Below are 26,003 nucleotides of genomic sequence, written 5' to 3'. Positions count from 1 at the left end.
TGCCCCCGAACCTTGAGCGTGTGCCGACGAAGTCTGCGGGAGAGGGGCGCCTGGGTCCAAGATGACCGCCGGAGGACTTGCGGTGGCACCCGGACTCACCGGGGTCTTCAGCTGAGCTGCTCGGCCAGTCCGACGATGATGCCCTCCGGCCCACGGACGTAGCAGAGCCGGTAGCTGTCCTCGTACTGCGCCAGGTCGCCGAGGAGTTCGGCGCCGTGGCTGCGCAGGCGGGCGAGGGTGTCCTCGATGTCGTCGACGGCGAACATGACGCGGTGTGTGCCCAGAACGTTGTGCGGGCGGTTGCGCTGCCCGGCGCTGATCACCGCGGGGCTGCGGTACTTCGCCAGCTCGATTCGGCTGTGACCGTCCGGGGTCCGGAGCATGGCGATATCACAGTGGACGCCGTCGAGTCCGGTGCACCGGTCAGCGACCGGGCCCTCGACCTCCGCCCTGCCCTCCAGCTCCATTCCGAGTTCCACGAAGAACGCGATGGCGGCATCCATGTCCTCGACGACGATGCCGACGTTGTCCATCCGCTGAATCGCCATGCCGGTTCCTCTTCCCTCATGTCGTCTCGTGCGGCCGGTGGTGACCGCTGACGTCCCCGGGACGGAGGCGATGGCACGATCTCGACACTCTCCGGCGCGCATCTCGGCGAGCGGCCTGCACCGATCAGGGTCCGTCGGCGCACGCTCAGCCTCCTGTGGCACAGGAAAACTATGAGCTCTGGTTCTGGCTCTCACACTGTGCAGCTGTTGGACTTCTGACGATCACCTCATCACGCTGAAGGGGCACGCCGGGCCACGCGCGACAGGAGGCACCATGACGGAGGACGAGGCGTATGAGAAGGCGATGCGGCCGGAGGACCTCACGCGGCTGTTCGTCGAACGGTCCAACGCCGGGGACGCGGCCGGGGTCGCCGCGCTCTACGCGGAGGACGCGGTGATGGCCTACCCGCCCGGCGAGACGACGGTGGGCCGCGAGGCCATCCGCGCCCTGTGGGCGCGCGTGCTCGCCGCGGCTCCCCGGTTCGAGCCGGAGGAGCCGCTGCCCACCCTGGTCAGCGGCGACCTCGCCCTCACCGCGACCCCGCCCCGGGACGGAGCGGGCGCCCGCGCCCAGGTCGTCCGCCGTCAACCCGACGGCAGCTGGCTCCGCGTCCTCGACCAGCCGGAGTTCCTCCGGCCCTGACGAGGATGCGTCTCCCCCTCAGAGGCGGGCGTCCAAGCGGTGCTGGAGGGTTCCGTCCGGGCCGAAGACGTCCATGAGGTAGCCGCGGCTCAGGGAGAGACCTTCCTTGTGCCGCATGAACGCGGTGACCGAGCGCCGCAGTCGCTCGAACGGCTGGGAGCCGTCGTCCGGGTCGCGGGTCCATACGGTGAAGAGAGGAACGCCGTCGGGGCCGGGGGCGTGCCGCGACCCGTATACGTCCTCCAGCCCGCCGTCCCGGCGGTAGCGTTCGGCCAGCGTCACCGCCGGGTCCGGTGCGACCGTCGAGGTGACGGTCGGTCCGGCTTCGCGTGGTGGCCGATCGGTCTCCGCGAGGACCGAGGAGCAGCCGGAAGCCAGGCCGAGGACCGAGGAGCAGCCGGAAGCCGGGCCGAGGATCGCCGCAGAGAGCAGGGCGGGCCCGATTCGGGGTCTCCGCATGGCGTGATCGTGACACGATCGCCCGACGCGTGTCGGGCGAGGAGTGCGGGTTCCGCGCGGTGGGGCGCGGAGCTGTGACGGCTCATCACATCAGCACGTAAATTCCGGGTTTCCTCACAGGGGCCGGGGCGTTGCCGTGGCTTCACGCTGGCCCGAAGGGCAGGCAGCCCCCGTCCGGCACCCCACGTGCCGCTCCCCCACTGGCCCTCTTCAGGCAGAGGGCCGGGCGACCCGCAGGAGAGCCCATGTCGTGGATCTCGCGCACCACAAGACGGACCCGTCTCGCCGTGACGTCGCTCGCGGCTTCCGTCGCGCTCGTCCTCACCGCCGCCGCTCCCACCCAGGCCGCGGAGGAGCCGCTGCCCGAGGGCGGGCTGCTCAAGGCGCTGTCGAACTACGTGCACTCCCCCGACGCCGTCGCCGGGGCCAACGACTGGTCCTGCGTGCCGGACGCCGAGCGTCCCAACCCGGTGATCCTGCTGCCGGGGACGTTCGCGAACCTCGGGGCCAACTTCGTGAAGACCGCGCCGAGGTTGAAGAACGAGGGGTACTGCGTCTTCGCGATGAACTACGGCTTCACCGCCGCCTCGCTCGACCGCGTGGGCGGCCTGGGCCACATCAAGGACTCGGCGGCCGAGCTGGACGCCTTCGTGACGAAGGTGCGGCAGGCCACCGGCGCGGCGAAGGTGGACATCGTGGGCCACTCGCAGGGCGGGAACGTGCCGATGTGGTGGATGAAGAAGATGGGCGGGGCCGAACAGGTCGCCCACTACGTGGGCTGGGCGCCCAGCTCGAACGGCACTGATCTGAACGGCCTGGTGACGCTCGCCGACGCGCTGAACCTCATGGGGTTCGCGACGGGGCTGTCGGAGGTCGGCCAGTTCCCCGGCGTCCTGGACCAGGCGGCCACCAGCGACTACACGGCCGAGCTGTGGGCGGACGGCGACGAGGTCCCGGCGGGCCCGGACTACACCGTGATCATGACCAAATACGACAAGGTCGTGACGCCGTACCGCAGTCAGGCACTCCAGGGTGAGAACGTGAACAACGTGCTCCTCCAGGACCTGTGCCCGTTCGACCTGGCAGGGCACCTCGGGCTGTTCACCGACGAGCCGACGCACCAGCTGACCCTGAACGCGCTGGCGGACGGCCCGGCGGACTTCCAGCCGCGGTGCCGGGGCTACGGCGTCCCACTGCTCTGAGCCGACGCGTACCGCCGGGGCCCTGCGGCAGCGGGGCCCCGGCGGCGTGCCGGCCGACAGACCGCGGGCCGAAACGCCGTGGTCGGAACGCCGCCCCCGGCGCTCGACGTCTGGGAGGATTCATCCGTTTCGTACGGATTCCTTCACCGTGGGCAGGGAGTGCGTGTGCGGATGGGACACCAGAGGAGCCGAGGCCCCCGGAACGGCGCGGGGGGCAGAGGCACCCGGGGCGCCGCGAGGGTGGCGGGCGGGCTCCTGGCCGTGGTGCTGCTGCCGGCCGGGTGCGCGCTGCCGGAGCCGTACGCGCCCCCGGGAAAGAACGCGGCCGGCGGGTTCACGTACTACGTCAGTCCGGACGGCGACGACGGAGCCGACGGCACGTCACCGGAGACGGCGTGGCGGACGCTGGACCGGGCGGACGTGGCGAAGTTCCGCCCGGGAGACCGGTTGCGCCTCCAGGGCGGGGCGAAGTTCCGCGGCGGGTTGGACATCGCGGCCGGGGAGGCGGGAGACGCGGAGAATCCGGTGGTCGTGGAGTCCTTCGGGAAGGGCCGGGCGGTGATCCGGGCGGCGTCGTCGGCCGGGGTGGCCGTGCACAACACGGGCGGTGTGGTGATCCGTGATCTGGTCCTGCGCGGGGGCAGCGGCACGCGCCGGGAGTACGACGGGGTGCAACTCTTCAGTGACGTGGCGGACGGGGAGCGCTTCGGACACGTGTGGATCTCCGACGTGGACGCCTCGGGGTTCCGCCACGGCATCGGCATCGGCGCCGAGGACGGCGTGGGCTTCCGCGATGTGCGGGTGAGCCGGGCGACGCTGCACGACAATCTGGAGGCCGGGCTCTCCGCGAGCGGCCCGGAGTTCCACGCGGAGACCCCGGTGTACGCGCACGAGGACGTGCGGGTTTCGGACGTCAGGGCGTTCGGGAACGAGGGCGACCCGACGGCGAGCGACCGGAACACGGGCAGCGGGATCGTCTTCGGCAGTGTGCGCGCGGGCCGGATCGAGGACTCTGTGGCGTTCGACAACGGGGAGCGGTCGTCGGCGTCGGCGGTGGAGGGCCCGGAGGGCATCTGGACGTACGACTCGACGAAGATCGTCATCGAGAACAACGTCTCGTACGGCAATCACACCGGGTCCCGGGTGGACGGCGGTGGGTTCGGTCTGGACAACAACGTCTCGGAGTCCGTCGTCCAGTACAACCTGTCGTTCGGCAACGACGGCCCCGGCTACCTCGTCTACTCCGGGAAGCCGACGGGCGCGCACCGCGACAACGTCCTGCGGTTCAACCTGAGCGCGAACGACACCCGCAAGCTGGAGGTCTACGGAGGCATCGTCGTCTACGGCGTGAAGCTGCGCGATCTGGACGTCTACCACAACACGGTGGCGATGAAGGCGAACGGGCCGGTGAAGGCGCCCGCACTGCGGCTTCAGGAGGACCTGGAGGGCATCCGCGTGCACAACAACGTCTTCCTCACCGACGGCGCGCCCGTGGTGGACGCGGACGGCGACTTCGACCCGGACGAGGTCGCCCTGCAGGGCAACGCCTACCACAGCACCGGCGGATGGACGGTGCACTGGGGCCAGAAGCGGTACGACGCGTTGGACGTGTGGCGCGCCGGGACGGGCCACGAGCGGTGGGACGGCGAGGACACCGGCACCGACGAGGACCCGTGCCTCGGCGCGGCGGCGGCCCCGGTCACCGAGGTGGCCGAGGCCGCGCTGCTGCGCTCCGGCTGTCCCGCGGACCTGGAGGACGCGGGCGTCGACCTGCGCGAGGCCGGGGTCCGCGATCCGGGCCGCGTGGACTACTCGGGGACGCCGCTGAGGAGCCCGCTGACGGTCGGGGCGCTACAGGGCCGCCCGGAGGACGCGGAGGACTGACCGTCGGCCACCGCGCCCGCGACGGCACCTGAAGCGGCCACCGCCAGCGCGGGCTGGAGGGGCAGCGCCGAGGGGACGACGGCGGGCGCGGGCCGCCCGAGGGCTCGTACCGTCCAGCCGGCCGAGCGCCACAGCCCGGCGTCGAGCGCGTTGCGGGCGTCCAGCAGCCGCGGGGTGCGCACGACCTCGGCGAGCACGGAGGGCCGTAGCTCGCGGTAGTCGCGCCACTCGGTCAGGTGCAGGACGAGGTCGGCGTCCCGGCAGGCCGCGGTGGCGTCGGTGGTGTAGAGGAGGGCGGGGTGGACGGCGCGGGCGTTCTCGGTGCCGCGCGGGTCGTGGACGCAGACCTCGGCGCCCTCGCGGTGCAGGGCGCCGGCCACGGCGAGGGCGGGCGAGTCGCGGACGTCGTCGCTGTCGGGCTTGAAGGTGGCGCCGAGCACGGCGAGACGACGGGCGGTGAAGGAGCCGCCGACGAGCTCCCGGGCGGCCTCGACGGTGCGTCGGCGCTGGCGGGTGTTGATGGTGTCGATCTGCCGCAGGAACTCGACGGCGGGTTCGGCGCCGAGCTCGGCCGCGCGGGCGGTGAAGGCGCGGATGTCCTTGGGCAGGCAGCCGCCGCCGAAGCCCAGTCCGGCGGCCAGGAAGCGGCGGCCGATGCGGGGGTCGTGGCCGAGGATGTCGGCGAGGGTGACGACATCGGCTCCGGAGGCGTCGCAGACCTCGGACATGGCGTTGATGAAGGAGATCTTGGTGGCGAGGAAGGAGTTGGCGGCGGCCTTGGCGAGTTCGGCGGTGGCGGGGTCGGTGCTGATGAACGGCACCCCGGCGGCGCGCGGGGTGGCGTAGACCTCGGCGAGGGTGTCGTGGGCCCGGGTGGAGCGGACGCCGATGACGAGCCGGTCGGGCCGGAGCGTGTCCTGGACGGCGAGGCCCTCGCGCAGGAACTCCGGGTTCCAGGCGAGTTCGGCGTCCCCGTCCTCGGGCAGCAGGGCGGGGACCTCGGCGGCGAGCCGGTCGCAGGTGCCGACGGGGACGGTGGACTTGCCCACGATGAGGCAGCGCCGGTGCAGATGCGGGGCGAGGCCGTGGACGACGGCCTCGACCTGCCGCAGGTCGGCGGCGTCGGAGCCGGGCTGCTGCGGGGTGCCGACGCACACGAAGTGGACGTCGCCGAACTCGGCGGCTTCGCGCAGCGAGGTGGTGAAGCGCAGCCGCCCGCGGTGGAGGGTGCGGGTGAGCAGTTCGGGCAGGCCGGGCTCGTAGAAGGGCGGTCTGCCCTCGGCGAGCGCGTTGATCTTGCGCGGGTCGACGTCGACGCCGAGGACGTCGTGTCCGAGTTCGGCCATACACGCGGCGTGCACGGCTCCGAGGTATCCCGTACCGATGACGGTCAACCGCATGCTGGTGTCTCCTGTCTGTCCGTGAGAGGGCACGAGGGCCGCGGGGCCGCGAGGGCCACGAGGCCGGAAGGGCGGCGAGGCCCGCGAGGGGGTGTCAGCCCGGGTAGCCCGAGGGGTTGAGCTCCTGGAAGCGCCACGCGTCGCGGCACATGTCGGTGAGGTCGCGCCGGGTGGTCCAGCCCCAGGCGCGGGCCACGGCTCCGGGGTCGGCGACGAGGGCGGGGACGTCGCCGGGGCGGCGCCCGGTGATCTCGTGGGGGATCTCCCGGCCACAGGCGGCGGAGAAGGCGGCGAGGAGTTCGAGGACGGAGGTGCCGGTTCCGGTGCCGAGGTTGAAGACCCGCATGCCGTGCTCGTCGTCGAGGTGTTCGAGGGCGACGCGGTGGCCCTCGGCGACGTCCATGACGTGGATGTAGTCGCGGACGCCGGTGCCGTCGGGGGTGGGGTAGTCGTCGCCGAAGACGCGCAGCCGGTCGCGGCGGCCGACGGCTACCTGGGCGAGGTAGGGCATGACGTTGTTCGGCACGCCGCGCGGGTCCTCCCCGAGGTGGCCGCTCGGGTGGGCGCCGACGGGGTTGAAGTAGCGCAGGGCGAGGACGCTGAGGCCGGGCAGCCGCCGGCAGACGTCGCCCGTGATCCGCTCGCACAGCAGCTTGGTGGTGGCGTAGGGATTGGTGGGGGCGACGGGGTCGGCCTCGGTGAGCGGCACCTTGGTCGCGTCGCCGTAGACGGAGCAGGAGGAGGAGAAGACGAGCCGCCGCACATCGTGCTGTTCCATGGCGGCCAGCAGCGCGGTGGTGCCGCCCACGTTGGTGTCGTAGTAGGCGACGGGGATCTGGACGGACTCCCCGACGGCCTTCCTGGCCGCGAAGTGGATGACGGCGTCGACGCGGTGTGCGTCGAAGACGGCGTTCAGGGCGCGGCGGTCGCGCAGGTCGGTCTCGTAGGCGGCGGTGACGGGCCGCCCGGCGGTCTTGGCGACGCGTTCGAGGGCGTGCGGCGAGCTGTTGGAGTGGTCGTCCACGACGACGACGTCGTAGCCGTGGGTGAGGAGTTCGACGCAGGTGTGGCTGCCGATGAATCCGGCGCCGCCGGTCACCAGGACGGTCGTGGGCATGGGGATGCTCCTTCGGGAACGGGCGGGGCCGTGGGACGTCGTCACCAGCGCAGGACGTTCGTCAGGTAGACGGGGTACAGGGCGTAGGCCAGGGCCAGCGGCGCGAGGGCGAGGGTGCCGGCGAGCAGGGGCAGCCGGGCGGTGCGCAGGGCCCGGTGCCGGCGGACGCCGTTCGCGCGTGCCGTCTCGCAGACGTGCAGCCAGGAGACGGCGAGGGTGACGACGGCGTAGGACGAGGCGCCGAGGATGCACAGGAAGACGTAGCCGACCGCCGGGCCGGTGAGTTCGCCGACGACGGCCGCCGAGGAGAGCACGACGGTGATGAGCACGTACGGCGCGACGAGCCGCAGCGCGAGGGGTTCGAGCCCGTCGCGGGACTTCGGCGTCACCTTGAAGGTGACCGTGCGCGGCCGGAGCCGCTGGAGGACGGCGGCCCCGACGCCCCAGGCGACCCAGGGCCAGCGGGCGAGGGCGAACAGCCAGCCCTCCCAGCTCACCACGGGCGCCTCGGGCGGACGCAGCAGCCCGCGTCGGCGCAGCAGGAGCACCAGCAGGATGAGGCACAGCGACATGGCCCAGAAGTGGCCGAGGAACGCGAAGTAGTTGACGTTGACCCAGGGCAGCCCGGTGACGGCGGCGACGGGCGGCAGGGTGAGCCCTGCCGTCGTCGTCAGGGCGAGCAGCGGGTAGTAGGCGAGCACGACGGTGAAGCGCAGCCGCAGCAGCGCGGGGAGCCGCCTCACATGCTTGGGCAGCAGCCCCATCAGCGACACCGCCAGGCTGCGCGACCACTGGAACTCCTGCGTCACCATCGCCGAGAACGTGATGGGCCCCTCCCCGTGGGCCTCGGCGTCGATGGCGAACGCGCCGTGCCACCCGGCGGAGTTGAGCAGGAACGTGGTGGTGAAGTCCTCGGCCAGCTCGGGCCCGAGCCCGCCGATGTCCTTCAGCGCGGTGGTGCGGACGGCGTAGTGCGAGCCGATGCACAAAGGGGCCAGCCCGGCGGAGTAGCCGAGCTGGACCGGGCCGTGGAGGATCGCCTCCCGGTGGAGTCTGCCGCGGGCGGACCAGGAGGCGTCGGCGTTGGAGTCGCACACCGAGGGCGCGGCGACGTAGCCGATGGCCGGGTCGGCGAAGGGCCGCACCACCTCGGCGAGGTAACCCGGCCGCGGCACGTGGTCGCAGTCGAGCTGGGCGACGACGTCGTACGCGTCGTAGCCCCAGTGGTCGTAGAAGTAGGCGAGGTTGCCCTCCTTGCAGCGGGTGCGGCGCGGCCAGGTGTCGCGGTGGTACTCCGTCACCCCCTTGCGACAGGAGACCCGCACCCCGTTGCGCCGGCACCAGCGCCGGATGCGCGGCGTGGGGTCCTCGTCGCAGAGCCAGACGTCGTACGGGTGCGGGTACTCCTGGTCGAGCATGGCCCGCAGCGTGGCGCGGGCAATGGCCCACTCCTCCGAGGGCGCCCGGGTGACGGCGAAGGCGACGCGCAGCTCGGGCACCTCGGTCTTCGGGTCGAGGCGGCGCAGCCGGATGACGGCGACGACGAAGTGCAGCGGCAGGAGGGCGAGGTACGCCAGCAGCGCGCTGTTGACGATCAGGCCGATCCACCCGGCCCGGTGCTCGGGCTGGAGCCACCAGGACCAGAACCACACGAGGCAGGCCACCCAGGCGACGCTGAGCAGCGTCGCCTTGACGCGGGTGGCGCCGGAGAGCTGCCGCACGAAGGCGGTGGGCCGCGTGGCGAGCCGGCGGCGCGGGCGCCCGAAGACCGGCCCGTCGGGGGTGATGGCGGCGACGTTGCCGTCGGACAGTCCGAGGAGCTGGTCGCGCAGGGATCCCTCGACGTCGGCGGGGCACGGGGCCGTGGCGGGCGTCTGGGAGGTCGGGGGCGTCGGAGGGAGGAGGGCGGGCTCGGCCTGCGTCATGGAAGGCGTGCTCCGTGGCGGGGGCGGGGCGGGGATGCGGCGACCGGCGCGGGCGGGCCCGGGCGCGGGGGCCTGACGAGGTGCGGGGACGGGGCCTTCGGGTGTCAGGACGGCGCGGACTCCACCGGGGCCGCGGACGCTCGCGATGCCGCCCGCGATGCCGTCGGCGCCCCGGAGACCGCGGGCCCGCCGGAGACCGCGGGCCCGCCGGAGACCGCGGGCCCGCCGGAGACCGCGGGCGCCGCAGCGACCGGGGACACCGCGCCTGCCACGGGCACCGCGGGCCGAAGCGGGTCCCCGGCACCCCCGCCGTCCTCCTGACCGCCCCGGATCGCGGCGGCCCCGGCGGCGACGTCCCGCGGGCGGGCGGCGAACCACTCGATCGTGCGCCGCAGCCCGTCCTCGACGCCCACCTCCGGGAGCCAGCCGAGCCGCTCCGCCGCCCGGGTGATCACGGGCCGGCGGCGGACGGGGTCGTCCACGGGCAGCGGGTGGTACCGCACCTCGGACACCGAGCCGGTGAGGCGCACGACGAGCTCGGCGAGGTCGGAGACGGACAGCTCGACGGGGTTGCCCAGGTTGACGGGCCCGGTCTCGTCGGAGTCCGCCATCGCGACGAGCCCGCGCACGAGGTCGTCGACGTAGCAGAAGCTCCGGCTCTGCTTGCCGTCGCCGTAGACGGTCAGCGGCTCCCCGGTGAGCGCCTGGGCGATGAAGCTGGACACCACGCGCCCGTCGTGCGGGCGCATCCGCGGGCCGTAGGTGTTGAAGATCCGCACGATGCCGACGTTGAGGTCGTGCGTGCGGTGGTAGGCGAGCGTCACGGCCTCGGCGAACCGTTTCGCCTCGTCGTACACGCTGCGCGGCCCGTTGGGGTTGACGTTCCCCCAGTACTCCTCGTCCTGGGGATGGACGAGCGGGTCGCCGTAGACCTCGCTCGTGGACGCCAGCAGGAACCGGGCACCGTTCCGCGCGGCCAGCCGCAGCGCGTTCTCGGTCCCCCGGCTGCCGACGGCCAGGGTCTGCAGGGGCAGCCGCAGGTAGTCGGGCGGCGACGCGGGACTCGCCAGGTGCGCGACGACGTCGAGCGCCCCGGGGACGTCCAGGTCCGCGCTGACGTCGGCACGGAGGAAGGTGAAGGTGGGGTACGGCTTGAGGTGGGCGATGTTGTCCGACGTGCCGGTCGAGAGATCGTCAAGGCAGACGACCTCGTCGCCGCGCCGCAGCAGGGCCTCACACAGATGCGACCCGAGGAACCCTGCCCCTCCGGTGACGGCAACACGCATGGGCTTCTCCGTGATTCGGGGCAACACACTGACCTCCGCTCACGCCTGCCCTGCCGCCGCACGGCACGCCTGGCGCGGAGACGGTCCGCCGTCGAACCGCAGAGTAAGAATATGGGCATAGATAGTATTTTCCGCTCATCACCACGCAAAATGCCCCAACCGGACGAATGACTCCCTTGCTCGACTCATCGCCAGCACATGCCAGTGGAGTATCTTCACCCACTTCGAAGTAGCTGCAGCATGAAATGAGTCATTGAAGCTCAGACCTTCCTCAGATCGACCATCTGATGTTGATCAGTGACATTCGGTGACTGCAAGATCCCTACGTAATCGAACAACAGCGCGGAGTTCCGCACTGTCGAGAGGGATCGACCATGCGCCTCAAGCACAGAGCCAACGCCATCGCAGCAGGCGTGCTGATATCACTGACCGCGGGTGCGGGAGTCGCCCACGCGGAAGGCTTCAAGGACACCTGGATCTCGGGCTGGCTGCCGGGCAAGGAGTCGAGTCACTGGAAGGACCGCAATCTCGACGGCACCTCAACGTCCATCAAATTTGCGAAATGCAGCGGGACTTCTGACACGAACCCGTTCCGCTACGCGGGCTTGCAGCTCAAGAAGGAGCGGTCCTGGTCGCCCGACCCCGTGGTGGCACGCGACAACAACTACTGCGACACGTCCTACTTCGGCGACCGCTCAGCCGGTGGCTACTACTTCAACTACACCACCTACAACGGCAGCAACCGAGTTCGCTCGTACCTGAACGTCAAGGACGTGACTATCCGCTGGTAACCCCGGGAACCTCTGTCTGGCCCCGCGGCGTCGCCCTTCGCGGGGCCAGGCTCTCGGGCAGGCCCTATCCCCCACTGTCGCGCTCTAGACTGGAAGTTCACCGTGCCCCTGCGCTACACAGACTGCACGTTCCGCTACCGGGCGAGTTCCCCCGTCCTGGACCGGGTGTCCCTGGAGTTCCCCGAAGGCGGTTCGGTGCTCCTTGGGCCGAACGGGGCCGGTAAATCCACGCTGCTGGCACTTGGTGCATCGTCTCTCACGCCACGAACGGGCGCGGTGACGTGGAAGAACCTCGACAGCGCACGCCGGGGCGACAGGCGTGAGTACCGGAGAGGAGTGGGGTGGCTGCCCCAACAGGTCCACCCCCTTCCGGGGCTGACAGTGCGCGAGCAGGCCGCCTACGCGGGCTGGCTGAAAGGGCTGTCCAAGGCCGAAGCCTGGAGCAGGTCCGCCCTGGCGCTCGCACGAGTCCGCCTGAGCGATCTTGCCGACAGGCGCAGCCACGAACTGTCCGGTGGGCAGCTTCGCCGACTCGGAATCGCCCAGACGCTCACCCACGACGCAGACGTGATCCTCCTGGACGAACCGACCGCCGGGCTGGACCCCGTCCAGAGGGGCGTCTTCAGAGAACTCATGGGGGAACTCGGAGAGCATCTCAGCTTCATCGTCTCGACGCACCAGACGGAAGACTTGCTGGACGTCTACGAGTCCGTCGTCGTCCTCGATCGCGGCCGCATCGCCTATCAGGGGCACACCGACACGTTCCTCGCGCTGGCCGGACCCGACGTCAGCACAGAGCGCAGGGCCGAGGCCGCCTATCGCGGCCTGGTACGCGGAGAGGCGTGAGCGCACCATGAACTGGAGAACCCTGTTCGCGTCCGGCCCCACGGCGTGGGCCGCCGGTCTGCTCATTCCGGGCCTGGTGCTGTTCGGTGGCAGGAACACTGACTCGGCCGTTCCGTACTGGGAGTCGCTCACCGCCCAGTCGACCGTCTCGCTCGGCTTCGTCACCGCCGTGTGCGGAGCGTGTGCGGCCTGGGAAGGCGCACGGCTGGAGTCCGCCCGGATCTGGGACTGGGCGCCGGCACGCAACCCTCTGCGCATCGCCGTGGAACATCTGACGCCTGTGGCGCTGCTTGGCCTCACAGGGCTGCTCACAGCGTTGGTCACCTACTACATCTCCAACCCCGCCCCCACGGGGCGCCCCAGCGCCCCGATTCTCGGCACCGCCTGTCTCGTGGTTCTCTCCCATGTGGCCGTGGGCTTCGTCGTCGGTCGCACACTGCACCGACTCCTGGGCGCCGCGTTGATGCTGGTGGTCGGCTACCTGTGGGGGTTCTGGCCAGCGGCCCTGTCCTCACCGGCCTGGCTACGCCACCTGAACGGCCAGGGCGTGGGCGAATGCTGCACTCTCGCCCAGGAAGCGTCGGCACGCAGCCTCGCGGCTACCGCGTTCTTCAGCACTGCCTTGATCGCGGGAGCGCTTGCCGCGCTGCTGCTGCGCAGCGGCACGTTCCGCATCAGCGTGGCCGGCGGCGCGACCTTGGCGTGCATCGCGGCCTCCGTCGCTCTGGCGGTGCCGTTGGGATTCGACGGCACCCAGCAGCGGGACCCCGCAGCGCTGAAGTGCACTGGTGACCGACCACGGATCTGTCTCTGGCCGGAGCAGCAGCCTCATGAAGACGAGTTCACCAGGACCGCGGAGTCCGTGCGCGAACGACTCGAAGCCGTCGGGGTCGAGCTGCCGGAACGCATCGAGTACAGCCTGGTGAAACCGCGCGAGGCGGACCTCCTCAGAGCAACCGCCACAAGCGTCCTCCCCGGCGAACCCCCAGCCTGCGCCCGGGTTCCGAACGCTCGCTACCCGGGCTACGAAGCCGCAGGTGTCATCTACGCCTGGCTGACGCTGACGGCAGGGACGCCCCCGCACGAACTGAGCGGCCAGTGGCCACCCGAGGAACTCCAGCTCGCCCAGCAGGTGCGGGAGCTTCCCGTCGCGGCCCAGAAGGCTTGGTTCGAGCGCAACATCCGCTCGGTCGAGGACTGCGCGGTGACTCCAGAACTCTCGCCTGCTTCCTTCCACGACCCGACAGACGGCCGATCATGATCTGGTGGCTCCGCGTACACGCTGTCACCGCAGGAGCAGCGGCCATGGTGCTCTGCTTCGGCATGGCGCCCCTGCTCGGCTCGTCCAGCCTGCCCGTTCCCGCTCTCTTCGGAGGCATCTCGGGTGGCGTACCCATCCCACTGGTGCTCGCCGCACTCCCCGCCGGGACCTTGCTCTACTGCCTCAACCGGCCGCCTGCCGACCTCGAAGCCACAGCGGCGAGGCGGACGAGCTGGTGGTCCAGCGGACTCCTGATCGCCGCGTGCGGAACAGCGATCCTCCTGGGCATCGTGGAACAGTCCTGGCTGGACTTCCCCCTCGCCTGGGCGGTCACACGGAACATGCTCGGGTACCTGGGGGTCGGCCTGTTGGCGCAATGGCTCCTCGGCCCCCGGTACGGCCCGGTGACGGTGGCGATCCTGCCTCTGGTCAGCGCCCTCGTGGGTACGGGCCCGGGGGGCCGACCCTACCCATGGGCCTGGCCTCTGCTGCCCAGCGGATCAGCCCACGCGTCACTCGCGGCACTGGCCCTGCTCATCGCCGGGACTGCCCTCTGCCACGCCCGGCCGAACCACACGTTCGCGCGCGGGCGGACGTGGGTGTCGGCCCGGTGACGGAACCGCCGCCGGACCGACACCCGCTTGGCGTAGCACTCACAAGGCGTCAGACCCCGCGCAGGAAGCTGTCCCCGTGCGTGGCGATATGCGCTTCCAGCGCGTTGAGCGCGCTCTGCGTTGCCTGCTCCGAGCCGGAGCCGCGCCGCTCCGCGTAGTACGCCGCGCCCAGCTTCTTCAGCAGCTCGTTCCCGGCCCGCTGCTGCTGGACCTCGTCCACCTTCTGCTTGCCCTGGTTGAGGGCCTGCTGCGCCTGCTCCTTGGCCCGGTCGAGGAATCCCGCCATGACAACCTCCTGTATCGGTGCTCCGAGTCTGCTGCACCCGAGGGCGCGGGTGCGCTCTTTCGCGGGCGTGTCCCGCGTGGAGGCGGAGGTCCTCAGGCTCCGACCGAGCCGTCGAACGCCTCGCGCAGGAAGTCCGCGTGGCCGTTGTGCCGCACCGGGCACAGCGGCGTCAACATCGACGGCGGCGTCGGGCGGCGCCGCGGCTCCTCGTCCGACAGCCCCTCGCAGTTCATGGCCGCTGTCGCCCGTCGGTACTCCAGGAGAACCCGCGGCGGCTCCCACCCGCCCCCGGCGAGCGGCGGCCCGGTGCGCCCGCCCCCAGACCTCAGCCCCGCGCGGCGAACCCGACGAACGCGGCCCACGCGGGCGACGGCACCGCGAGCTGCGGACCGCCCACGTCCTTGGAGTCACGCACGCGGACGGTACCGGGGGCGGCGGCGACCTCAACGCAACTGGAATCGGGCTCACTGTTGCTGTAGCTGCTCTTGAACCAGTGCAGCTCGTAGCCGGCTGCGAGCTTGTCAGTCATGTCTCTCCCAGGATCTTCTCGATGAACGCCAGCGACTCCCGGGGCGTGAGCGCTTGGGCTCGGATAATCCCATACTGAATCTCCAAGCGCTGCAACTCCCTTGGCTCCGAGATGGCGCGGGAGTAGCCGTGCACCTCCACCTGCCCCAGGGCCGTGCCATTGCGCAACCTCAGCAGTTGGAGCGGTCCGCCCATCCCGGCGTGATCCTCGCGGCGCGTCGGCATGACCTGGATCTCGACGTTCCGGAGGCGTCCCAGCTCCAGAATCCTCCGCAGCTGCTCGCGGTGGGCCTCCACGCCCCCGAGCGGACGACGGAGCGTCACCTCTTCCTGCACGAAGCTGAAAATGGGCGCCCCGCGCTGCTCGAAGATCCCCTGACGGGCAAGCCGTGCGGCGACGCTGCGCTCGATGACCTCCTCGTCGAGCATGGGGCGCCGCATCTCGAACAGCGCACGGGAATGCCACTTCGTCTGGAGCAGGCCGTGGAGATTGTGGTTCTCGTAGACCCCCATCTCCGTGACTTCGCGCTCCAGCTTGGCGAGGTCACGGACCTTGCGGGGATAGCGGGCCTCGACGACCTCCTTGGTCATCGCCTTGATCTTGCCGCCTGCGTTGAGGACCTCGTCGGCACGCTCCAGCATGCTCGGCTTGGGCAGGCGTCGGCCGCGTTCGACGGCTGAGATCATCTCCTCGCTGTAGCCCAGCTCCAGACCCAGCTCGGCCTGAGTGAGGCCCGCGTCCTCGCGCCACAGCTTGATCTGGCGGCCCACCGTGCGGCCCACCGCGGCGGACTCGTCTTCCAGGCCCTCGTCCAACAGGCCGTCGTCGCGGCCCACGTCATCGCTCACAACCGGTCACCTCCGTCGTGCCGTTGCCAACGCCGCAGGGCGGGCGACGGTCACCCGGACCGGGCCGGACAACGCCCCGACAGCGCGCCGGGCAGCGCCGTACCAGCACGCACCGTGCGGGCTGTGTTACTTCTCAGCGTAGACACGACTGACCACGCTGGGTGATGTGAACGGAGAAACCATCACCGAAAACCCGGCAGCGGCCCACGAGTTCACGGTGCTGCTCTCGCCCACCCGGCGCGGGGCGCGCCTGGCGCGACTGCTGACCGTCGCACAGCTCGGCTCCTGGGGCTTCCCGGACGAGCGGGCGGGGCAGGTCGTCGCGGAGCTGGCGGCCAACGCCGTCCTGCACGGGCGCGTGCCCGGCCGGGACTTCCGGCTCGGCCTGACCGTCAGGGACGGGACGCTGCGCATCGAGGTCACCGACACGCGCGCCGAGCGGATGCCCGCCACGAACGGCGGGGCGACGGCACCGCTCGCCGAGACCGGGCGCGGGCTGCTGCTGGTGGCCGTGCTCGCCGACCGGTGGGGCGTGCGCACGGGCCCGACGCCGCGCAAGACGGTCTGGGCGGAGCTGGCGCTGCCGACGTCCTGAGGCGCACCGCCCGCACCGGGGCGCCGCGCGCCCCGTCCCGGCGCGCCGCGCCCCGGCACGACGCGACGTCACCTCCTACGAGGCATCCCGGAAAGATCACTCCCCCACCACCCGTTACCGCAGCCGGTAGTGTGGCGATCATGGCGGACTGGGATCTCCGGCCGGCGGCGGACTCGGACGTCGAGGCCGTGGCGGAGCTGCGGGCCGTGGTCCTGCGGGCGGATCTGGAGCGGCTCGGGCGGTACGACGCCCACCGGGTGCGGCAGCGGCTGCGTGACGGCTTCGAGCCCGCCCACACCTGGGTGATCGAGGTGGGCGGCGCGTTCGCGGGCTGCGTCGCCCTGCGAGCCGCCGAGGACTCCCACTGGCTGGAGCACTTCTACCTGGCCCCGCACCTTCAGGGCCACGGCGTCGGTACGGCCGTGCTGCGCCAACTGCTGGAGCGGTGCGACGGCGACGGCGTCCGCGTCAGGTTGAACGTGCTCCAGGGCAGTCCGGCCCGGCGGCTGTACGAACGGCACGGGTTCACCGTCGAGACCGAGGACGCGGTGGACGTGTTCATGGCGCGCGAACCGTCCTCCTGAGCACTGCTCACCCAGACGATCATCACCCGCACCCTCTGCCACCACCGCCCCGGCCCGCCGCCCGGCCCGCCCCCCGGTGACGCCCCGCGCACCGGCACGCCGCCCGGCGTCTTCCCCCTGCCCCTGCCCCGGGCCCGCGGCCCAAGCCGGGTCCCGGCCGGCGTCCGAGCCGGTGTCCCGCCCCGGGCCCCGGCTCCGGGTTCGGCCCGTGCCCGGGCACGCACCCGGGCACGCACCTCGGCCCGCGCCCGGACCCGCGCCCCGGCTCGCGTCCGTCGACATCGCCGGGCCACCGGAGCCGTCGCCCGCCGTGCGGCCCGACCGCGTCCCGCCTCCTGCCCTGCCCGCGCCGCGCACCGCCAACCCCGGCCGCAACCGCACCGCCGCCGACCTCCTGGCCACCGCCTCGGCACCCTCATCCCGCCGTCGCTCCCGGCGGCTCCCCCGCCACCGCCGCCCCCGGACCCGTTCCAGAGCTGCACCACCTGCCACCGCGTCTACCGTGCCCCGCACCAGGCCCCCGCCGGCCCCCGCCCCATCTGCCTGGCCGAAGCGGGAGTACCCCACACATGAGAGCCCATGTGTACACATGGCACACCTGGTACTTTGAGGGCATGACTGAGATGCCCATAGAGTCCATCCGCGATGTCCGGGCCCATCTTGCCGAGGTCGTGGAGCGGGCTGATCGAGATGACGTGCCGACCGTGATCACCCGCCGGGGCAAGGAGGTCGCAGCCGTCGTGTCGATCGACACGCTCCGCAAGTACCAGGAGTGGGAAGAGCGCGAGATCAACCGCATCATCGACGAACGCATGGCGAACCGCGTGGCGGGCGTTCCCATCGAAGAAGTGATGAGGGAGACGCTGGCTCGCAGTGAGTGACTACCGCACGGTCTTCCGGCCTGAGGCTCAGGCCGAGCTCCGCAAGATCCCCCGGGCCATGGCTCTGCGCATCCTGGCGAAACTCACGGAGCTCGAAAGCGACCCCCTCGGTTTCAGCACCACCGCGCTCGTGTCGCAGCCCGAACGCCGCCGCCTGCGAGTCGGCGACTATCGGATCATCTACACGATCGACAACGGCGAGCTCACCATCTGGGTAGTCCACGTCGGGCACCGGTCCACGATCTACGAGGCCTGACGGTCGCCAAGCCGGGTCAGCCCGCGAACTCGGCCATCCACGCCTCGACGTCGTCCGCCGAGCGCGGCAGGCCCGCCGAGAGGTTCTCGTGGCCGCTGTCGGTGACGACGACGTCGTCCTCGATCCGGACGCCGATGCCGCGCCACTCCTTCGGCACCGTCAGGTCGTCCGGCTGGACGTACAGGCCGGGCTCCACGGTGAGGACCATGCCCGGCTCCAGCAGGGCGTCGACGTACCCCTCGGTGCGGGCCCGCGCGCAGTCGTGGACGTCGAGGCCGAGCATGTGGCCGGTGCCCGCCATGGTGAAGCGGCGTTGCAGGCCGAGCTCGTAGGCGCGGTCGACGGGACCGTCGATGAAGCCCCACTCGACCAGCCTCGCCGTCAGGGAGCGCTGGGCGGCCTCGTGGAAGTCGCGGTAGTGGGCGCCGGGTTTGACCGCCGCCATGCCGGCTTCCTGGGCCTCGTACACCGCGTCGTAGACCGTGCGTTGCAGCGGGGTGAACGTTCCGCTGATCGGGAGGGTGCGGGTGACGTCGGCGGTGTAGAGGGTGCGCGTCTCCACCCCGGCGTCGAGCAGGAGGAGGTCGCCCGGGCGCACGGGGCCGTCGTTCTCCGTCCAGTGCATGATCGTGGCGTGCTCGCCCGCGGCACAGATGGTGCCGTAGCCGACGGCGTTGCCCTCCAGCCGGGCGCGGCGGAAGAAGGTGCCCTCGATCCACCGCTCGGACGAGGCGATGGCCGCCGACAGCTCGCGTACGACGTCGACGAAGCCGCGCACGGTGGAGTCCACCGCCTTGCGCATCTCCGCCAGCTCCCACTCGTCCTTGACGAGGCGCAGGTCGTCGAGCGCCTCCTCCAGCTCGGCGTCGCGCTCCTCGTCGGTCGTGACGGCGGCCTCCAGGGCGGGGTCGTGGCCGCGGACGATGCGGGTGCGGACCGCCGGTCCGGCCGCCAGGTCCTCGGCCGCGGTGCGCACGTCGCGGCAGGGCAGGCCCAGTACGCGCTCCGACTCGGCGAGGGAGCGGCGGCGTCCCATCCACAGCTCGGCCGTGGGACCCGTCCAGAACTCGTCGCTGTCCCGGCCGTCGCGGGGCAGTTGGTAACAGTAGGCGTCGTGGCCCCCGTCGGAGCGGGGCTCCAGGACGAGGGCGCCGTCGCGGGCCTGGTCGCCGGTCATGTGCACGTAGCCCGAGTAGGGCCGGAAGGGGTACGTGTCGTCGTTCGACCGGACCTTGAGGTTGCCGGACGGTATGACGAGCCGCTCGCCGGTGAAGCGCGCCGAGAGCGCGGCACGGCGGCGGGCCGCGTAGGGGGCCTGCTCGCTGAGCGTCAGGTCGCGCCGCTCGGTGTCGGCCCATCCCGTCCGCATCAGGGCGGACAGCTCGGCGGAGATGCCTCCGTAGAGGCCGTTCTTCCGGCCCTTGGTCATGTCGGGTGCCCTTCTCTCGATCGAGCGCACGCGTCCGCCGGCCAGGCCCGGCCCGGACGCATGCGCTGCCTGCGGTCTGCGGTCTGCGGTCTGCGGTCTGCGGTCTGCGACGGACCCGAACGGTACGCCGCACCGAGACTTCCGGTGTCCGGGATCCGCCACCGGCACAGATCCGCCATCACGAGCCCCACCCGAACCGTCCGGGCCGGGCCGGAACGCCCGATAATGCGGCGCATGACGAACGCGAGGCTCACAGAGGCCCTGGGGCTGCTGGGGATCGGGCACGCCGCGGCGCGGGTCTATCCGGTGCTGTTGGAGCTGGCGCCCGCTGCGCTGAGCGAGATCGGGGCCGCCGCCGGGCTGACGGGCCCGGAGCTCACGTCGGCCTACGCCGAGCTGGTCGCCGTCGGCCTGGCGAGTCCGGCCGCCGACGACCGGGACGTGGTGGCGCCGATCCCGCCCGCCGCGGGCCTGGAGGTCCTCGGGCGGCACCGGGCGGCCGAGGTCGACGCGTCGCGGCTGACCGTCGGCGGCGCGTTCGAGTCGTTCCGGCGGCAGCGGCTCGCCGCGTACAACGACAACCTCGTCGAGGTCGTCACCGGGGAGGCCGTCGGACCGCGGCTGCGCCAGGCGTGGGCCAGCGCCCGCGAGCAGATCCGGCAGTTCGACTCCCCGCCGTACTTCCCCCTCTCCGGGGCCACCGAGGACGCGCTGGCCACCCTGGCCCGCGGGGTGAAGCAGCGCGTCGTGTACTCGCAGGCGTCGATCGAGCTCCCGGGGAACCTGGAAGAGGCCATCGAGCCGTGCATCGAGGCCGGGGAGCAGGCCAGGGTGCTGCCGTCGGTACCGGTCAAGCTGCTGATCATCGACGACGCGTACGCGCTGGTGTCCTTGTCGATCAAGGAGGCCGACGTCCACAACACGCTGCTGATCGTGCAGCCGTGCGGGCTGCTCTCCGCGCTGGTGGCGCTGTTCGAGCAGTCCTGGCAGAGCGCGCTGCCCTTCCACGGGCGCGCCGTTCCCCGGCCGGGCGGGCTGCTGCCCGCCGACCGCCGGCTGCTGTGGCTGCTCGCGGGCGGGGCGCGCGACGAGGTCATCGCACGCGAACTCGGAGTCAGCCGCCGCACGCTGTTCCGCCGCATGGAGGTCCTGATGGCCCGGCTGGGCGCCCGGAGCCGCTTCCAGATGGCACTCCAGGCACAGCGCCACGGCTGGCTCTGACCGGTCGCGCTGAACCGGCGACCCCACGGTGCGGGCTCCCCGGTACGGGGGCTGCGCGCTGCCAGGATGCGGTCATGTCGTTCGCGGACTGGTACCAGCGGGAGATCCTCGACACCGGGAAGCAGCCGCTGCTCTGCGCCTTCCTGGGGCTGCTCGTCGCGTTCCTGTTCATCCGGGTCAGCGTGCGGCTGATCCGGGCGGATGTGCGGTGGTGGCCGAAGAACGTCGAGCCCGGCGGGATGCACATCCACCACGTGGTCTTCGGCGTCGTCTTCATGATCGTCGCGGGGCTCGGGCTGTCCGCCCCGGTGGGCGACGACCGGCCCTGGGCGGAGATCCTCGCCACGCTCTTCGGTGTCGGGACGGCGCTGGTGCTGGACGAGTTCGCGCTCATCCTGCATCTGCAGGACGTCTACTGGCAGGAGCAGGGCCGGCTCTCCGTGGACGCCGTGGTGCTCGGGGTGGCGGCCTGCGGACTGCTGCTCGTCGGGCTCACCCCGTTCGGGCTCGGGGAGGAGGGCGGCAGCGGCTGGTCGGGAGTGTTCGTGATCCTCGCCAACGGCTCGCTCGCCGTCGTCACGCTGGTGAAGGGCAAGGTGTTCACCGGGCTGGTGGGGATCATGGTGCCGGTGTTCGCGCTGATCGGCGCGGTGCGGCTGGCCCACCCCGCCTCGCCCTGGGCGCGCCGCTTCTACCGTCCCGGCTCGCACAAGGCGCACCGGGCTCAAGTGCGCGAGCGGCGCGGCGGCTGGCGCCGCACACTGCGCGTCCGCGTGTACAACGCCATCGCCGGCCGGCCCACGCGGTCGGCCACGGCCTCCGCGGCGAAGTCCCCGTCACCGTCGACGGAGCAGCCGACGGGCCCGGCGCCGGACTGACGCCGAGCCCCTCGCGACGGCGCGGCCCCGGTCCCGGAGCGGGCCGCACCGTCGTCGCAGCCGCCTGACCGCCTGTCAGCAGGCGGGGCGCTGGGCGCCCGCGGGGTCGAGGGCACCCATGACGAGCGCGTTGGCGGTGTCGTCGTAGGAGACGCCGAGGTGCTCGGCGGTGTTGTTGAGGCAGTGGCGCTGGAGACTCTCGTTGGTGACGTTGGGGGCGGGGGCGAGGTAGCCGAGGGTGTACGGGGTGACGACCCAGTCATAGGTGGTGACGATCACCGTGTAGTCGACGTCGGGGTGGGTGCCGCCGTCGGCGTTGAGCTCCTTGAGGAAGTCGGAGCCGATGATCTGCTGGCTGCACGCCTCGCAGGTGGTGCCGACGAGTTCCTCGCCGCCGGGGAAGAGCTTGGCCAGGACGGCGAAGCCCCACAGCGTCGTGCCGTGGCTGGTCGGGGTCGTGGCGACGAGGTTCTCGACGTGGGCAGCGCCGCCGAGCTCGTTGATGTAGTAGCGGGGCATCACGCCGCCCTGCGAGTGGCCGACGAGGTCGACCTTGTCGGCGCCGCTGGCGGTCTTGACGCGGTCGACGAAGTCGGCGAGTTCGCGAGCGGAGTCGCGCATGTCGGCCAGGCCCCGCAGACTGCCGGCGCTGCCGCCGTAGTTGAGGGCGTAGACGCAGTACCCGGCGTCCTTGAGCTGGGGCGAGAGCCCGGCCCAGTTGGCGTAGCGGTTCTCGAAGGTGCCGTGGACGAGGACGACGGGGCGCGGGTGGGCGGCGCTGGGCTCGCAGTTCCAGTCGTTGGCGCCGGTGGGGACGGCGTCGGGGTGGAGCAGCCCGTAGCCGAAGGCGGACATGAAGTCGTCCTGGGGCGGGCCGACGGGCCCGTCCGTCGTGGACGAGGGCGTGGACGAGGACGTGGACTCGGGGGTGGACGCCGTGGCGGCCGTCGTGCTCGACGCGGTGTCACCGCTCTCCGGTGCGCCCTGGGCCGCCGGGACGGCGGTCACGCCGAGCCCCACGGCCACGGCGAGGCCGGTCAGCGCGGAGGCGATACGGGGCAGACGCGCGGAGCGCCGGTTTCTGGAGGTGCGCATGGGGGTTGTCTCCTTTGCCGTGCTCGGACAGGAAGCCGGCGGCGCTCCGCGAAATGTGGGGCATCGAACGGAGACACGGAAGCTACCGGCACGTAACCTCGGACTCACACTGGCGTCGTATGCGCGGGACGAACCAGGGAGCGGGCCGCCCGGACGGCAGAAGTGTCACGGGCCTGACAGCTTTTGCGGACGCGGTCTCACCCGGTGCAGCCCATTTCCCCGCGGGCGGGGCCGGGCCGTGCGCCTGATGTCGGACGAGGGGGCTTCTGGGATGACGTCGTCACCGGCCGCGCGATTCTCGCGGCAGCCCTGGCACGAGCTGCACCCGTCGCTGGCCCCGCTGATCCGGCACCGGATGGAGGAGATCGTCCGGGACATGATCGAGGCGATCCGCACCGAGGTGCCCGCCTACCGGCGCCCGCTGGACTCCGCCGTCGGCCGGGACCTCACCGAGTCGATCCGGCGGGCCCTGCGGCAGTTCGCGGAGCTGGTGGAGGACCCCGACGGGCCGCAGGACCACCACATCCAGCACTTCCGGCAACTGGGCCGCATCGAGTACCTGGGCGGCCGCACCACCGACGGCCTGCAGGCCGCGTTCCGCGTGGGCGCGCGCGTCGGCAGCAGGCGGTACGCCGAGATCGTGCAGGAGGCGTCGCTGCCACCGGAGCTGGTCGTGCCGCTGCACGAGGCGGTGCTGATCCACATCAACACGCTGGCCAACGAGTGCGTGGCCGGGTTCCTCGCCGCGCAGATGCGCTCCGAGGGTGAGATCAGGCGGGCTCGCCGGGCCCTGACGGGGGCGCTCCTGGAACAGCCGCGCGGGGAGGGGCACCCGGCGCTGGAGCCGTTGGCGGAGCGGGCCCGCTGGCCGCTCCCCCGCACCCTGGCCTGCGTCCTCGTCCGGCCCGGCATCCGGCTCCCCGTCTCCGGTACGGAGGTGGACGGCGAGCTGCTCGGCACGCAGCGGGGCAACGACACGGTGCTGATCGTCCCCGGGCCGGAGTCCGGGGACCTGCTGGCCCGCATTCGGAAGGCCACCCAGGGGCGGGCCGCCGTGGTGGGGCCGGCCGTCGACGTCCGGGAGGCGTGGCTGTCCGCGCAGTCCGCCCGGCTCGCGCTCGACCACCGCGGGCCGGAGGGCGGCGGCGAGCTGTTCCTGTACGCCGAGGACGAGTTGGCCGAGCTGCACCTGCTGCGGGCCGCGCCCATCGGGAGGTTGCTGGCCCGGCGGGTGCTGGACGCCTTCGCCGGACTGCCGAGCGGCAAGGCGGCGCGGCTGGCCGAGACGCTGGACGCGCTGCTGATGTCCTGGGGGCGGACGGCGCCCGAGGTGGCGCGGGCTCTGGGCATCCATCCGCAGACGGCACGGCAGCGGCTGCGGCAGCTCGACGCGCTCTTCGGCGAGCGGCTGGCCGACCCGCGGTTCCGCTTCGAGGCGCTGTTGGCGCTGCGTACCCGCGCCGCGCTGCCGCCGCCCGCCGAGGGCGCGGGTGGGGCGGGGCCCGCCGCGGGATGACGTGCTCCGGGCGGGGCGGGCGGCGGGAGCGTCAGTCGGGCTGCAGGACGCTGAGGATGTTGCCCGAGGGGTCGGTGAACCAGGCGATGTTCGGGCCCTCGCCGCGGTCGATGCCCTTCTCGTCCTGGTCGAAGCCGGGGTACCGCTCGAAGGTGACGCCGCTTTGGGTCAGCCCGTCCACGGCCTGGTCGATGTCGTCCACGAGGAAGTTGAGGACGGTGAAGACCGCCGGGACGTGGTCCGGCTTGCCGTAGACGAGGACCTGCGTGCCGCCCTTGATGTGCAGGGTCAGCAGGCCGCCGCCGGGGGCCTCCATGTCCCAGGTGACGCGCAGGCCGAGGGTGTTCGCGTAGAAGTCCTCGGCCTGCTGGATGTCTCTGACGGCGAAGCTGCTGAACGCCTTCGAGTTCCCGAACATGACCAGCTGTTCCTTCCGCCCGGTGCCGGTGGGGGTGGGTGCGGGTCCGAGTATCGGCACGGGGCGGCGTCCGGGGCCGTGCGCCGGGCGGCCGGAGACGCGAACGCCCGCTAACGGGCGCCCGACGTTCGGCCAGGTGGGCGCGCGGGCACCCGCGGAGAGCGCCCGCCGTCGGGCTGGCGGGCACCCGCGGAGAGCGACCCGGGGCGGGGCTAGCGGGCGGCGACGGTGACGGCGCCGGCGGCCTCGCGGGTCAGCGCGCGGCTGATGACCAGGCGCTGGATCTGGTTGGTGCCCTCGAAGATCTGCATGACCTTGGCCTCGCGCATGTGCCGCTCGACGGGGAAGTCCCGGGTGTAGCCGTAGCCGCCGAGGACCTGGACGGCGTCGGTGGTCACCTTCATCGCGTTGTCCGTGGCGACGAGCTTGGCGACGGACGCCTCGTGGGTGAAGGGCAGGCCCAGGTCCTTGAGCCGGGCCGCGGACTGGGTGGCGGCGCGGGCGGAGGCGATGGCGGCGTCCATGTCGGCGAGGACGAAGGCCAGGCCCTGGTGCTCGATGATCGGCTTGCCGAAGGTCTCGCGCTCCTGGGCGTAGCGCAGGGCGTGGTCGAAGGAGCCCTGGGCGAGGCCGGTGGCGACGGCGGCGATGCCGAGCCGGCCGCAGTCCAGGGAGGCCAGGGCGATGCGCAGGCCCTCGCCCTCGGCCCCGATGCGGCGGTGGGCCGGGACGCGGACGCCGTCGAACCGCATGGTGGCCGTCGCGGAGCCGGTGAGGCCCATCTTGCGCTCGGGCGGGTCGGCACTGAGGCCGGGGGTGTCGGCGGGGACGAGGAAGCAGGAGACGCCGTGCGCGCGGTCCTCGGAGGTGCGGGCCATGACGGTGTAGAAGTCGGCGTGGCCGCCGTGCGTCGTCCACGCCTTGGCGCCGTCGATGACGTAGTCGTCGCCGTCCCGGACGGCGCGGGTGCGCATGGCCGCCGGGTCGGAGCCGGCGTGCGGCTCGGAGAGGCAGTAGGCGCCGAGCAGTTCGCCGCCCAGCAGGTCCGGGAGCCACTCGCGCTTCTGCTCCTCGGTGCCGTAGGCGGCGAGCGCGAAGCAGGACAGGGCGTGGACGGAGACGCCCACGGCGACGCTGGACCACACGGAGGCGATCTCCTCCAGCACCTGGAGGTAGACCTCGTAGGGCTGACCGCCGCCGCCGTACTCCTCGTCGTAGGGCAGGCCAAGGAGCCCGCTGCGGCCGAGCAGGGCGAAGACGTCGCGGGGGAACTCCTCGTTCGTCTCCGCCTCCGTGACCCGGGGCGCGAGTTCCTTCACCGCGAAGGTGCGCGTGAGGTCGATGAGGTCGGCCGCTTCCTGCGTGGGCACAGTGCGGGTTGCGGGCATCGGAGCACCTCCCGGAACGATACTGGTAACAGTACGAGAGTATCAGTCATAGTACCCATGGAGCGCAAGACGAGGTCCGGCGTCCGCATACAGGACGCCGGAC

General features: G+C 72.0%; 28 protein-coding genes. 14 read left to right on the top strand and 14 right to left on the bottom strand.

The features are described 5' to 3' along the window. Positions 1–107: 107 nt before the first annotated feature. A complete protein-coding gene (locus HPT28_RS12320) occupies positions 108–548 on the bottom strand; it encodes a VOC family protein (RefSeq protein WP_219091079.1) in 441 nt (146 codons plus the stop codon). A 274-nt stretch (positions 549–822) separates the two neighbouring features. Here HPT28_RS12320 and HPT28_RS12315 point away from each other — a divergent pair, with 274 nt between their 5' ends. Beyond that, positions 823–1,191: a nuclear transport factor 2 family protein gene (locus HPT28_RS12315; RefSeq protein WP_219091078.1), complete on the top strand. Its 369-nt coding sequence runs from the start codon at positions 823–825 to the stop codon at positions 1,189–1,191. A gap of 18 nt (positions 1,192–1,209) precedes the next feature. On the opposite strand, the gene HPT28_RS12310 is transcribed toward HPT28_RS12315, so the two are convergent. After that, the gene (locus HPT28_RS12310) at positions 1,210–1,650 is read right to left on the bottom strand and encodes a hypothetical protein (RefSeq protein WP_219091077.1); all 441 of its coding nucleotides are present in this window, start codon (positions 1,648–1,650) and stop codon (positions 1,210–1,212) included. Positions 1,651–1,895: 245 nt separating this feature from the next. Here HPT28_RS12310 and HPT28_RS12305 point away from each other — a divergent pair, with 245 nt between their 5' ends. Further along, positions 1,896–2,852 (top strand): alpha/beta fold hydrolase, encoded by a 957-nt coding sequence (locus tag HPT28_RS12305; RefSeq protein ID WP_219091076.1) that lies wholly within the window; start codon positions 1,896–1,898, stop codon positions 2,850–2,852. 240 nt (positions 2,853–3,092) lie between these two features. Beyond that, positions 3,093–4,736 (top strand): right-handed parallel beta-helix repeat-containing protein, encoded by a 1,644-nt coding sequence (locus tag HPT28_RS12300; protein WP_219091075.1) that lies wholly within the window; start codon positions 3,093–3,095, stop codon positions 4,734–4,736. Here the strand turns inward: HPT28_RS12300 and HPT28_RS12295 are convergent. The 4 genes from HPT28_RS12295 to HPT28_RS12280 form a co-directional block, all read right to left on the bottom strand. Beyond that, a complete protein-coding gene (locus HPT28_RS12295; protein WP_219091074.1) occupies positions 4,661–6,136 on the bottom strand; it encodes a UDP-glucose/GDP-mannose dehydrogenase family protein in 1,476 nt (491 codons plus the stop codon). The two genes, HPT28_RS12300 and HPT28_RS12295, sit on opposite strands and share 76 nt — an antisense overlap. Before the next feature lie 94 nt (positions 6,137–6,230). After that, a complete protein-coding gene (gene galE, locus HPT28_RS12290) occupies positions 6,231–7,253 on the bottom strand; it encodes a UDP-glucose 4-epimerase GalE (RefSeq protein WP_219091073.1) in 1,023 nt (340 codons plus the stop codon). 41 nt (positions 7,254–7,294) lie between these two features. Beyond that, positions 7,295–9,178 carry a glycosyltransferase family 2 protein gene (locus HPT28_RS12285; RefSeq protein ID WP_219091072.1) on the bottom strand — a complete coding sequence of 628 codons (1,884 nt, stop codon included), beginning with the start codon at positions 9,176–9,178 and terminating at the stop codon, positions 7,295–7,297. 104 nt (positions 9,179–9,282) lie between these two features. Beyond that, positions 9,283–10,464 carry a UDP-glucuronic acid decarboxylase family protein gene (locus HPT28_RS12280; protein WP_219091071.1) on the bottom strand — a complete coding sequence of 394 codons (1,182 nt, stop codon included), beginning with the start codon at positions 10,462–10,464 and terminating at the stop codon, positions 9,283–9,285. Between the two features lie 374 nt (positions 10,465–10,838). Here HPT28_RS12280 and HPT28_RS12275 point away from each other — a divergent pair, with 374 nt between their 5' ends. The 4 genes from HPT28_RS12275 (at position 10,839) to HPT28_RS12260 (ending at position 13,976) form a co-directional block, all read left to right on the top strand. Continuing rightward, entirely contained in the window at positions 10,839–11,255 is a 417-nt protein-coding gene (locus HPT28_RS12275) for a hypothetical protein (protein WP_219091070.1), read from the top strand. A 102-nt stretch (positions 11,256–11,357) separates the two neighbouring features. Next, a complete protein-coding gene (locus HPT28_RS12270) occupies positions 11,358–12,101 on the top strand; it encodes an ATP-binding cassette domain-containing protein (protein WP_219091069.1) in 744 nt (247 codons plus the stop codon). A gap of 7 nt (positions 12,102–12,108) precedes the next feature. Beyond that, complete coding sequence (locus HPT28_RS12265) at positions 12,109–13,362, top strand: hypothetical protein (protein WP_219091068.1); 1,254 nt, start codon at positions 12,109–12,111, stop codon at positions 13,360–13,362. A gap of 44 nt (positions 13,363–13,406) precedes the next feature. Then, positions 13,407–13,976: a hypothetical protein gene (locus HPT28_RS12260; protein ID WP_219091067.1), complete on the top strand. Its 570-nt coding sequence runs from the start codon at positions 13,407–13,409 to the stop codon at positions 13,974–13,976. A gap of 49 nt (positions 13,977–14,025) precedes the next feature. On the opposite strand, the gene HPT28_RS12255 is transcribed toward HPT28_RS12260, so the two are convergent. The 4 genes from HPT28_RS12255 to HPT28_RS12240 all read right to left on the bottom strand — a co-directional run bounded on the left by HPT28_RS12255 (position 14,026) and on the right by HPT28_RS12240 (position 15,639). Beyond that, complete coding sequence (locus HPT28_RS12255; RefSeq protein ID WP_219091066.1) at positions 14,026–14,262, bottom strand: hypothetical protein; 237 nt, start codon at positions 14,260–14,262, stop codon at positions 14,026–14,028. Positions 14,263–14,354: 92 nt separating this feature from the next. Further along, positions 14,355–14,495, bottom strand: coding sequence for a hypothetical protein (locus tag HPT28_RS26835; RefSeq protein WP_306824608.1), 141 nt, complete (start codon positions 14,493–14,495; stop codon positions 14,355–14,357). A gap of 92 nt (positions 14,496–14,587) precedes the next feature. After that, positions 14,588–14,791 carry a DUF397 domain-containing protein gene (locus HPT28_RS12245; RefSeq protein WP_219091064.1) on the bottom strand — a complete coding sequence of 68 codons (204 nt, stop codon included), beginning with the start codon at positions 14,789–14,791 and terminating at the stop codon, positions 14,588–14,590. Further along, entirely contained in the window at positions 14,788–15,639 is an 852-nt protein-coding gene (locus HPT28_RS12240; RefSeq protein WP_308119188.1) for a helix-turn-helix transcriptional regulator, read from the bottom strand. Before HPT28_RS12240 ends, HPT28_RS12245 begins: the two co-directional genes overlap by 4 nt. Before the next feature lie 166 nt (positions 15,640–15,805). Here HPT28_RS12240 and HPT28_RS12235 point away from each other — a divergent pair, with 166 nt between their 5' ends. From HPT28_RS12235 to HPT28_RS12220, 4 genes are all read left to right on the top strand, one after another. Next, a complete protein-coding gene (locus HPT28_RS12235) occupies positions 15,806–16,234 on the top strand; it encodes an ATP-binding protein (protein ID WP_219091063.1) in 429 nt (142 codons plus the stop codon). 140 nt (positions 16,235–16,374) lie between these two features. Further along, a complete protein-coding gene (locus tag HPT28_RS12230; RefSeq protein WP_219091062.1) occupies positions 16,375–16,818 on the top strand; it encodes a GNAT family N-acetyltransferase in 444 nt (147 codons plus the stop codon). Positions 16,819–17,432: 614 nt separating this feature from the next. Continuing rightward, positions 17,433–17,699: a type II toxin-antitoxin system Phd/YefM family antitoxin gene (locus tag HPT28_RS12225; RefSeq protein WP_219091061.1), complete on the top strand. Its 267-nt coding sequence runs from the start codon at positions 17,433–17,435 to the stop codon at positions 17,697–17,699. Continuing rightward, complete coding sequence (locus HPT28_RS12220) at positions 17,692–17,955, top strand: type II toxin-antitoxin system RelE/ParE family toxin (RefSeq protein WP_219091060.1); 264 nt, start codon at positions 17,692–17,694, stop codon at positions 17,953–17,955. The genes HPT28_RS12225 and HPT28_RS12220 overlap by 8 nt, the downstream gene beginning before the upstream one ends. Before the next feature lie 16 nt (positions 17,956–17,971). Here the strand turns inward: HPT28_RS12220 and HPT28_RS12215 are convergent, their stop codons facing one another. Continuing rightward, on the bottom strand, positions 17,972–19,384 hold the full coding sequence (locus HPT28_RS12215) for an aminopeptidase P family protein (RefSeq protein ID WP_219091059.1): 1,413 nt from the start codon (positions 19,382–19,384) through the stop codon (positions 17,972–17,974). Between the two features lie 234 nt (positions 19,385–19,618). Between HPT28_RS12215 and HPT28_RS12210 the strand changes: the two genes are divergently transcribed. Together HPT28_RS12210 and HPT28_RS12205 are read left to right on the top strand one after the other, a co-directional pair. Further along, entirely contained in the window at positions 19,619–20,605 is a 987-nt protein-coding gene (locus HPT28_RS12210; protein ID WP_219091058.1) for a LuxR family transcriptional regulator, read from the top strand. Positions 20,606–20,679: 74 nt separating this feature from the next. Beyond that, entirely contained in the window at positions 20,680–21,483 is an 804-nt protein-coding gene (locus HPT28_RS12205) for a hypothetical protein (RefSeq protein WP_219091057.1), read from the top strand. Positions 21,484–21,558: 75 nt separating this feature from the next. On the opposite strand, the gene HPT28_RS12200 is transcribed toward HPT28_RS12205, so the two are convergent. Next, entirely contained in the window at positions 21,559–22,578 is a 1,020-nt protein-coding gene (locus HPT28_RS12200) for a triacylglycerol lipase (protein WP_219091056.1), read from the bottom strand. Positions 22,579–22,849: 271 nt separating this feature from the next. On the opposite strand from HPT28_RS12200, the gene HPT28_RS12195 reads away from it, so the two are divergent. Then, on the top strand, positions 22,850–24,094 hold the full coding sequence (locus HPT28_RS12195) for a CdaR family transcriptional regulator (RefSeq protein ID WP_219091055.1): 1,245 nt from the start codon (positions 22,850–22,852) through the stop codon (positions 24,092–24,094). Positions 24,095–24,125: 31 nt separating this feature from the next. On the opposite strand, the gene HPT28_RS12190 is transcribed toward HPT28_RS12195, so the two are convergent. Together HPT28_RS12190 and HPT28_RS12185 are read right to left on the bottom strand one after the other, a co-directional pair. Further along, complete coding sequence (locus HPT28_RS12190) at positions 24,126–24,512, bottom strand: VOC family protein (RefSeq protein ID WP_219091054.1); 387 nt, start codon at positions 24,510–24,512, stop codon at positions 24,126–24,128. A 212-nt stretch (positions 24,513–24,724) separates the two neighbouring features. Continuing rightward, positions 24,725–25,900 carry an acyl-CoA dehydrogenase family protein gene (locus tag HPT28_RS12185; RefSeq protein ID WP_219091053.1) on the bottom strand — a complete coding sequence of 392 codons (1,176 nt, stop codon included), beginning with the start codon at positions 25,898–25,900 and terminating at the stop codon, positions 24,725–24,727. Positions 25,901–26,003 lie beyond the last annotated feature (103 nt).

Source organism: Streptomyces sp. JJ38, assembly GCF_019303475.1.
Classification (GTDB): Bacteria; Actinomycetota; Actinomycetes; order Streptomycetales; family Streptomycetaceae; genus Streptomyces.
This window is presented reverse-complemented; position numbering and strand designations above follow the sequence as displayed.

Coding starts and splice junctions, on each gene's coding strand:
- HPT28_RS12320 (WP_219091079.1), bottom strand. CDS start 548: ATGGCGATTCAGCGGATGGACAACGTCGGCATCGTCGTCGAGGACATG.
- HPT28_RS12315 (WP_219091078.1), top strand. CDS start 823: ATGACGGAGGACGAGGCGTATGAGAAGGCGATGCGGCCGGAGGACCTC.
- HPT28_RS12310 (WP_219091077.1), bottom strand. CDS start 1,650: ATGCGGAGACCCCGAATCGGGCCCGCCCTGCTCTCTGCGGCGATCCTC.
- HPT28_RS12305 (WP_219091076.1), top strand. CDS start 1,896: ATGTCGTGGATCTCGCGCACCACAAGACGGACCCGTCTCGCCGTGACG.
- HPT28_RS12295 (WP_219091074.1), bottom strand. CDS start 6,136: ATGCGGTTGACCGTCATCGGTACGGGATACCTCGGAGCCGTGCACGCC.
- galE (WP_219091073.1), bottom strand. CDS start 7,253: ATGCCCACGACCGTCCTGGTGACCGGCGGCGCCGGATTCATCGGCAGC.
- HPT28_RS12285 (WP_219091072.1), bottom strand. CDS start 9,178: ATGACGCAGGCCGAGCCCGCCCTCCTCCCTCCGACGCCCCCGACCTCC.
- HPT28_RS12280 (WP_219091071.1), bottom strand. CDS start 10,464: ATGCGTGTTGCCGTCACCGGAGGGGCAGGGTTCCTCGGGTCGCATCTG.
- HPT28_RS12275 (WP_219091070.1), top strand. CDS start 10,839: ATGCGCCTCAAGCACAGAGCCAACGCCATCGCAGCAGGCGTGCTGATA.
- HPT28_RS12265 (WP_219091068.1), top strand. CDS start 12,109: ATGAACTGGAGAACCCTGTTCGCGTCCGGCCCCACGGCGTGGGCCGCC.
- HPT28_RS12260 (WP_219091067.1), top strand. CDS start 13,407: ATGGTGCTCTGCTTCGGCATGGCGCCCCTGCTCGGCTCGTCCAGCCTG.
- HPT28_RS12255 (WP_219091066.1), bottom strand. CDS start 14,262: ATGGCGGGATTCCTCGACCGGGCCAAGGAGCAGGCGCAGCAGGCCCTC.
- HPT28_RS26835 (WP_306824608.1), bottom strand. CDS start 14,495: ATGAACTGCGAGGGGCTGTCGGACGAGGAGCCGCGGCGCCGCCCGACG.
- HPT28_RS12245 (WP_219091064.1), bottom strand. CDS start 14,791: ATGACTGACAAGCTCGCAGCCGGCTACGAGCTGCACTGGTTCAAGAGC.
- HPT28_RS12230 (WP_219091062.1), top strand. CDS start 16,375: ATGGCGGACTGGGATCTCCGGCCGGCGGCGGACTCGGACGTCGAGGCC.
- HPT28_RS12225 (WP_219091061.1), top strand. CDS start 17,433: ATGACTGAGATGCCCATAGAGTCCATCCGCGATGTCCGGGCCCATCTT.
- HPT28_RS12215 (WP_219091059.1), bottom strand. CDS start 19,384: ATGACCAAGGGCCGGAAGAACGGCCTCTACGGAGGCATCTCCGCCGAG.
- HPT28_RS12210 (WP_219091058.1), top strand. CDS start 19,619: ATGACGAACGCGAGGCTCACAGAGGCCCTGGGGCTGCTGGGGATCGGG.
- HPT28_RS12205 (WP_219091057.1), top strand. CDS start 20,680: ATGTCGTTCGCGGACTGGTACCAGCGGGAGATCCTCGACACCGGGAAG.
- HPT28_RS12200 (WP_219091056.1), bottom strand. CDS start 22,578: ATGCGCACCTCCAGAAACCGGCGCTCCGCGCGTCTGCCCCGTATCGCC.
- HPT28_RS12195 (WP_219091055.1), top strand. CDS start 22,850: ATGACGTCGTCACCGGCCGCGCGATTCTCGCGGCAGCCCTGGCACGAG.
- HPT28_RS12190 (WP_219091054.1), bottom strand. CDS start 24,512: ATGTTCGGGAACTCGAAGGCGTTCAGCAGCTTCGCCGTCAGAGACATC.
- HPT28_RS12185 (WP_219091053.1), bottom strand. CDS start 25,900: ATGCCCGCAACCCGCACTGTGCCCACGCAGGAAGCGGCCGACCTCATC.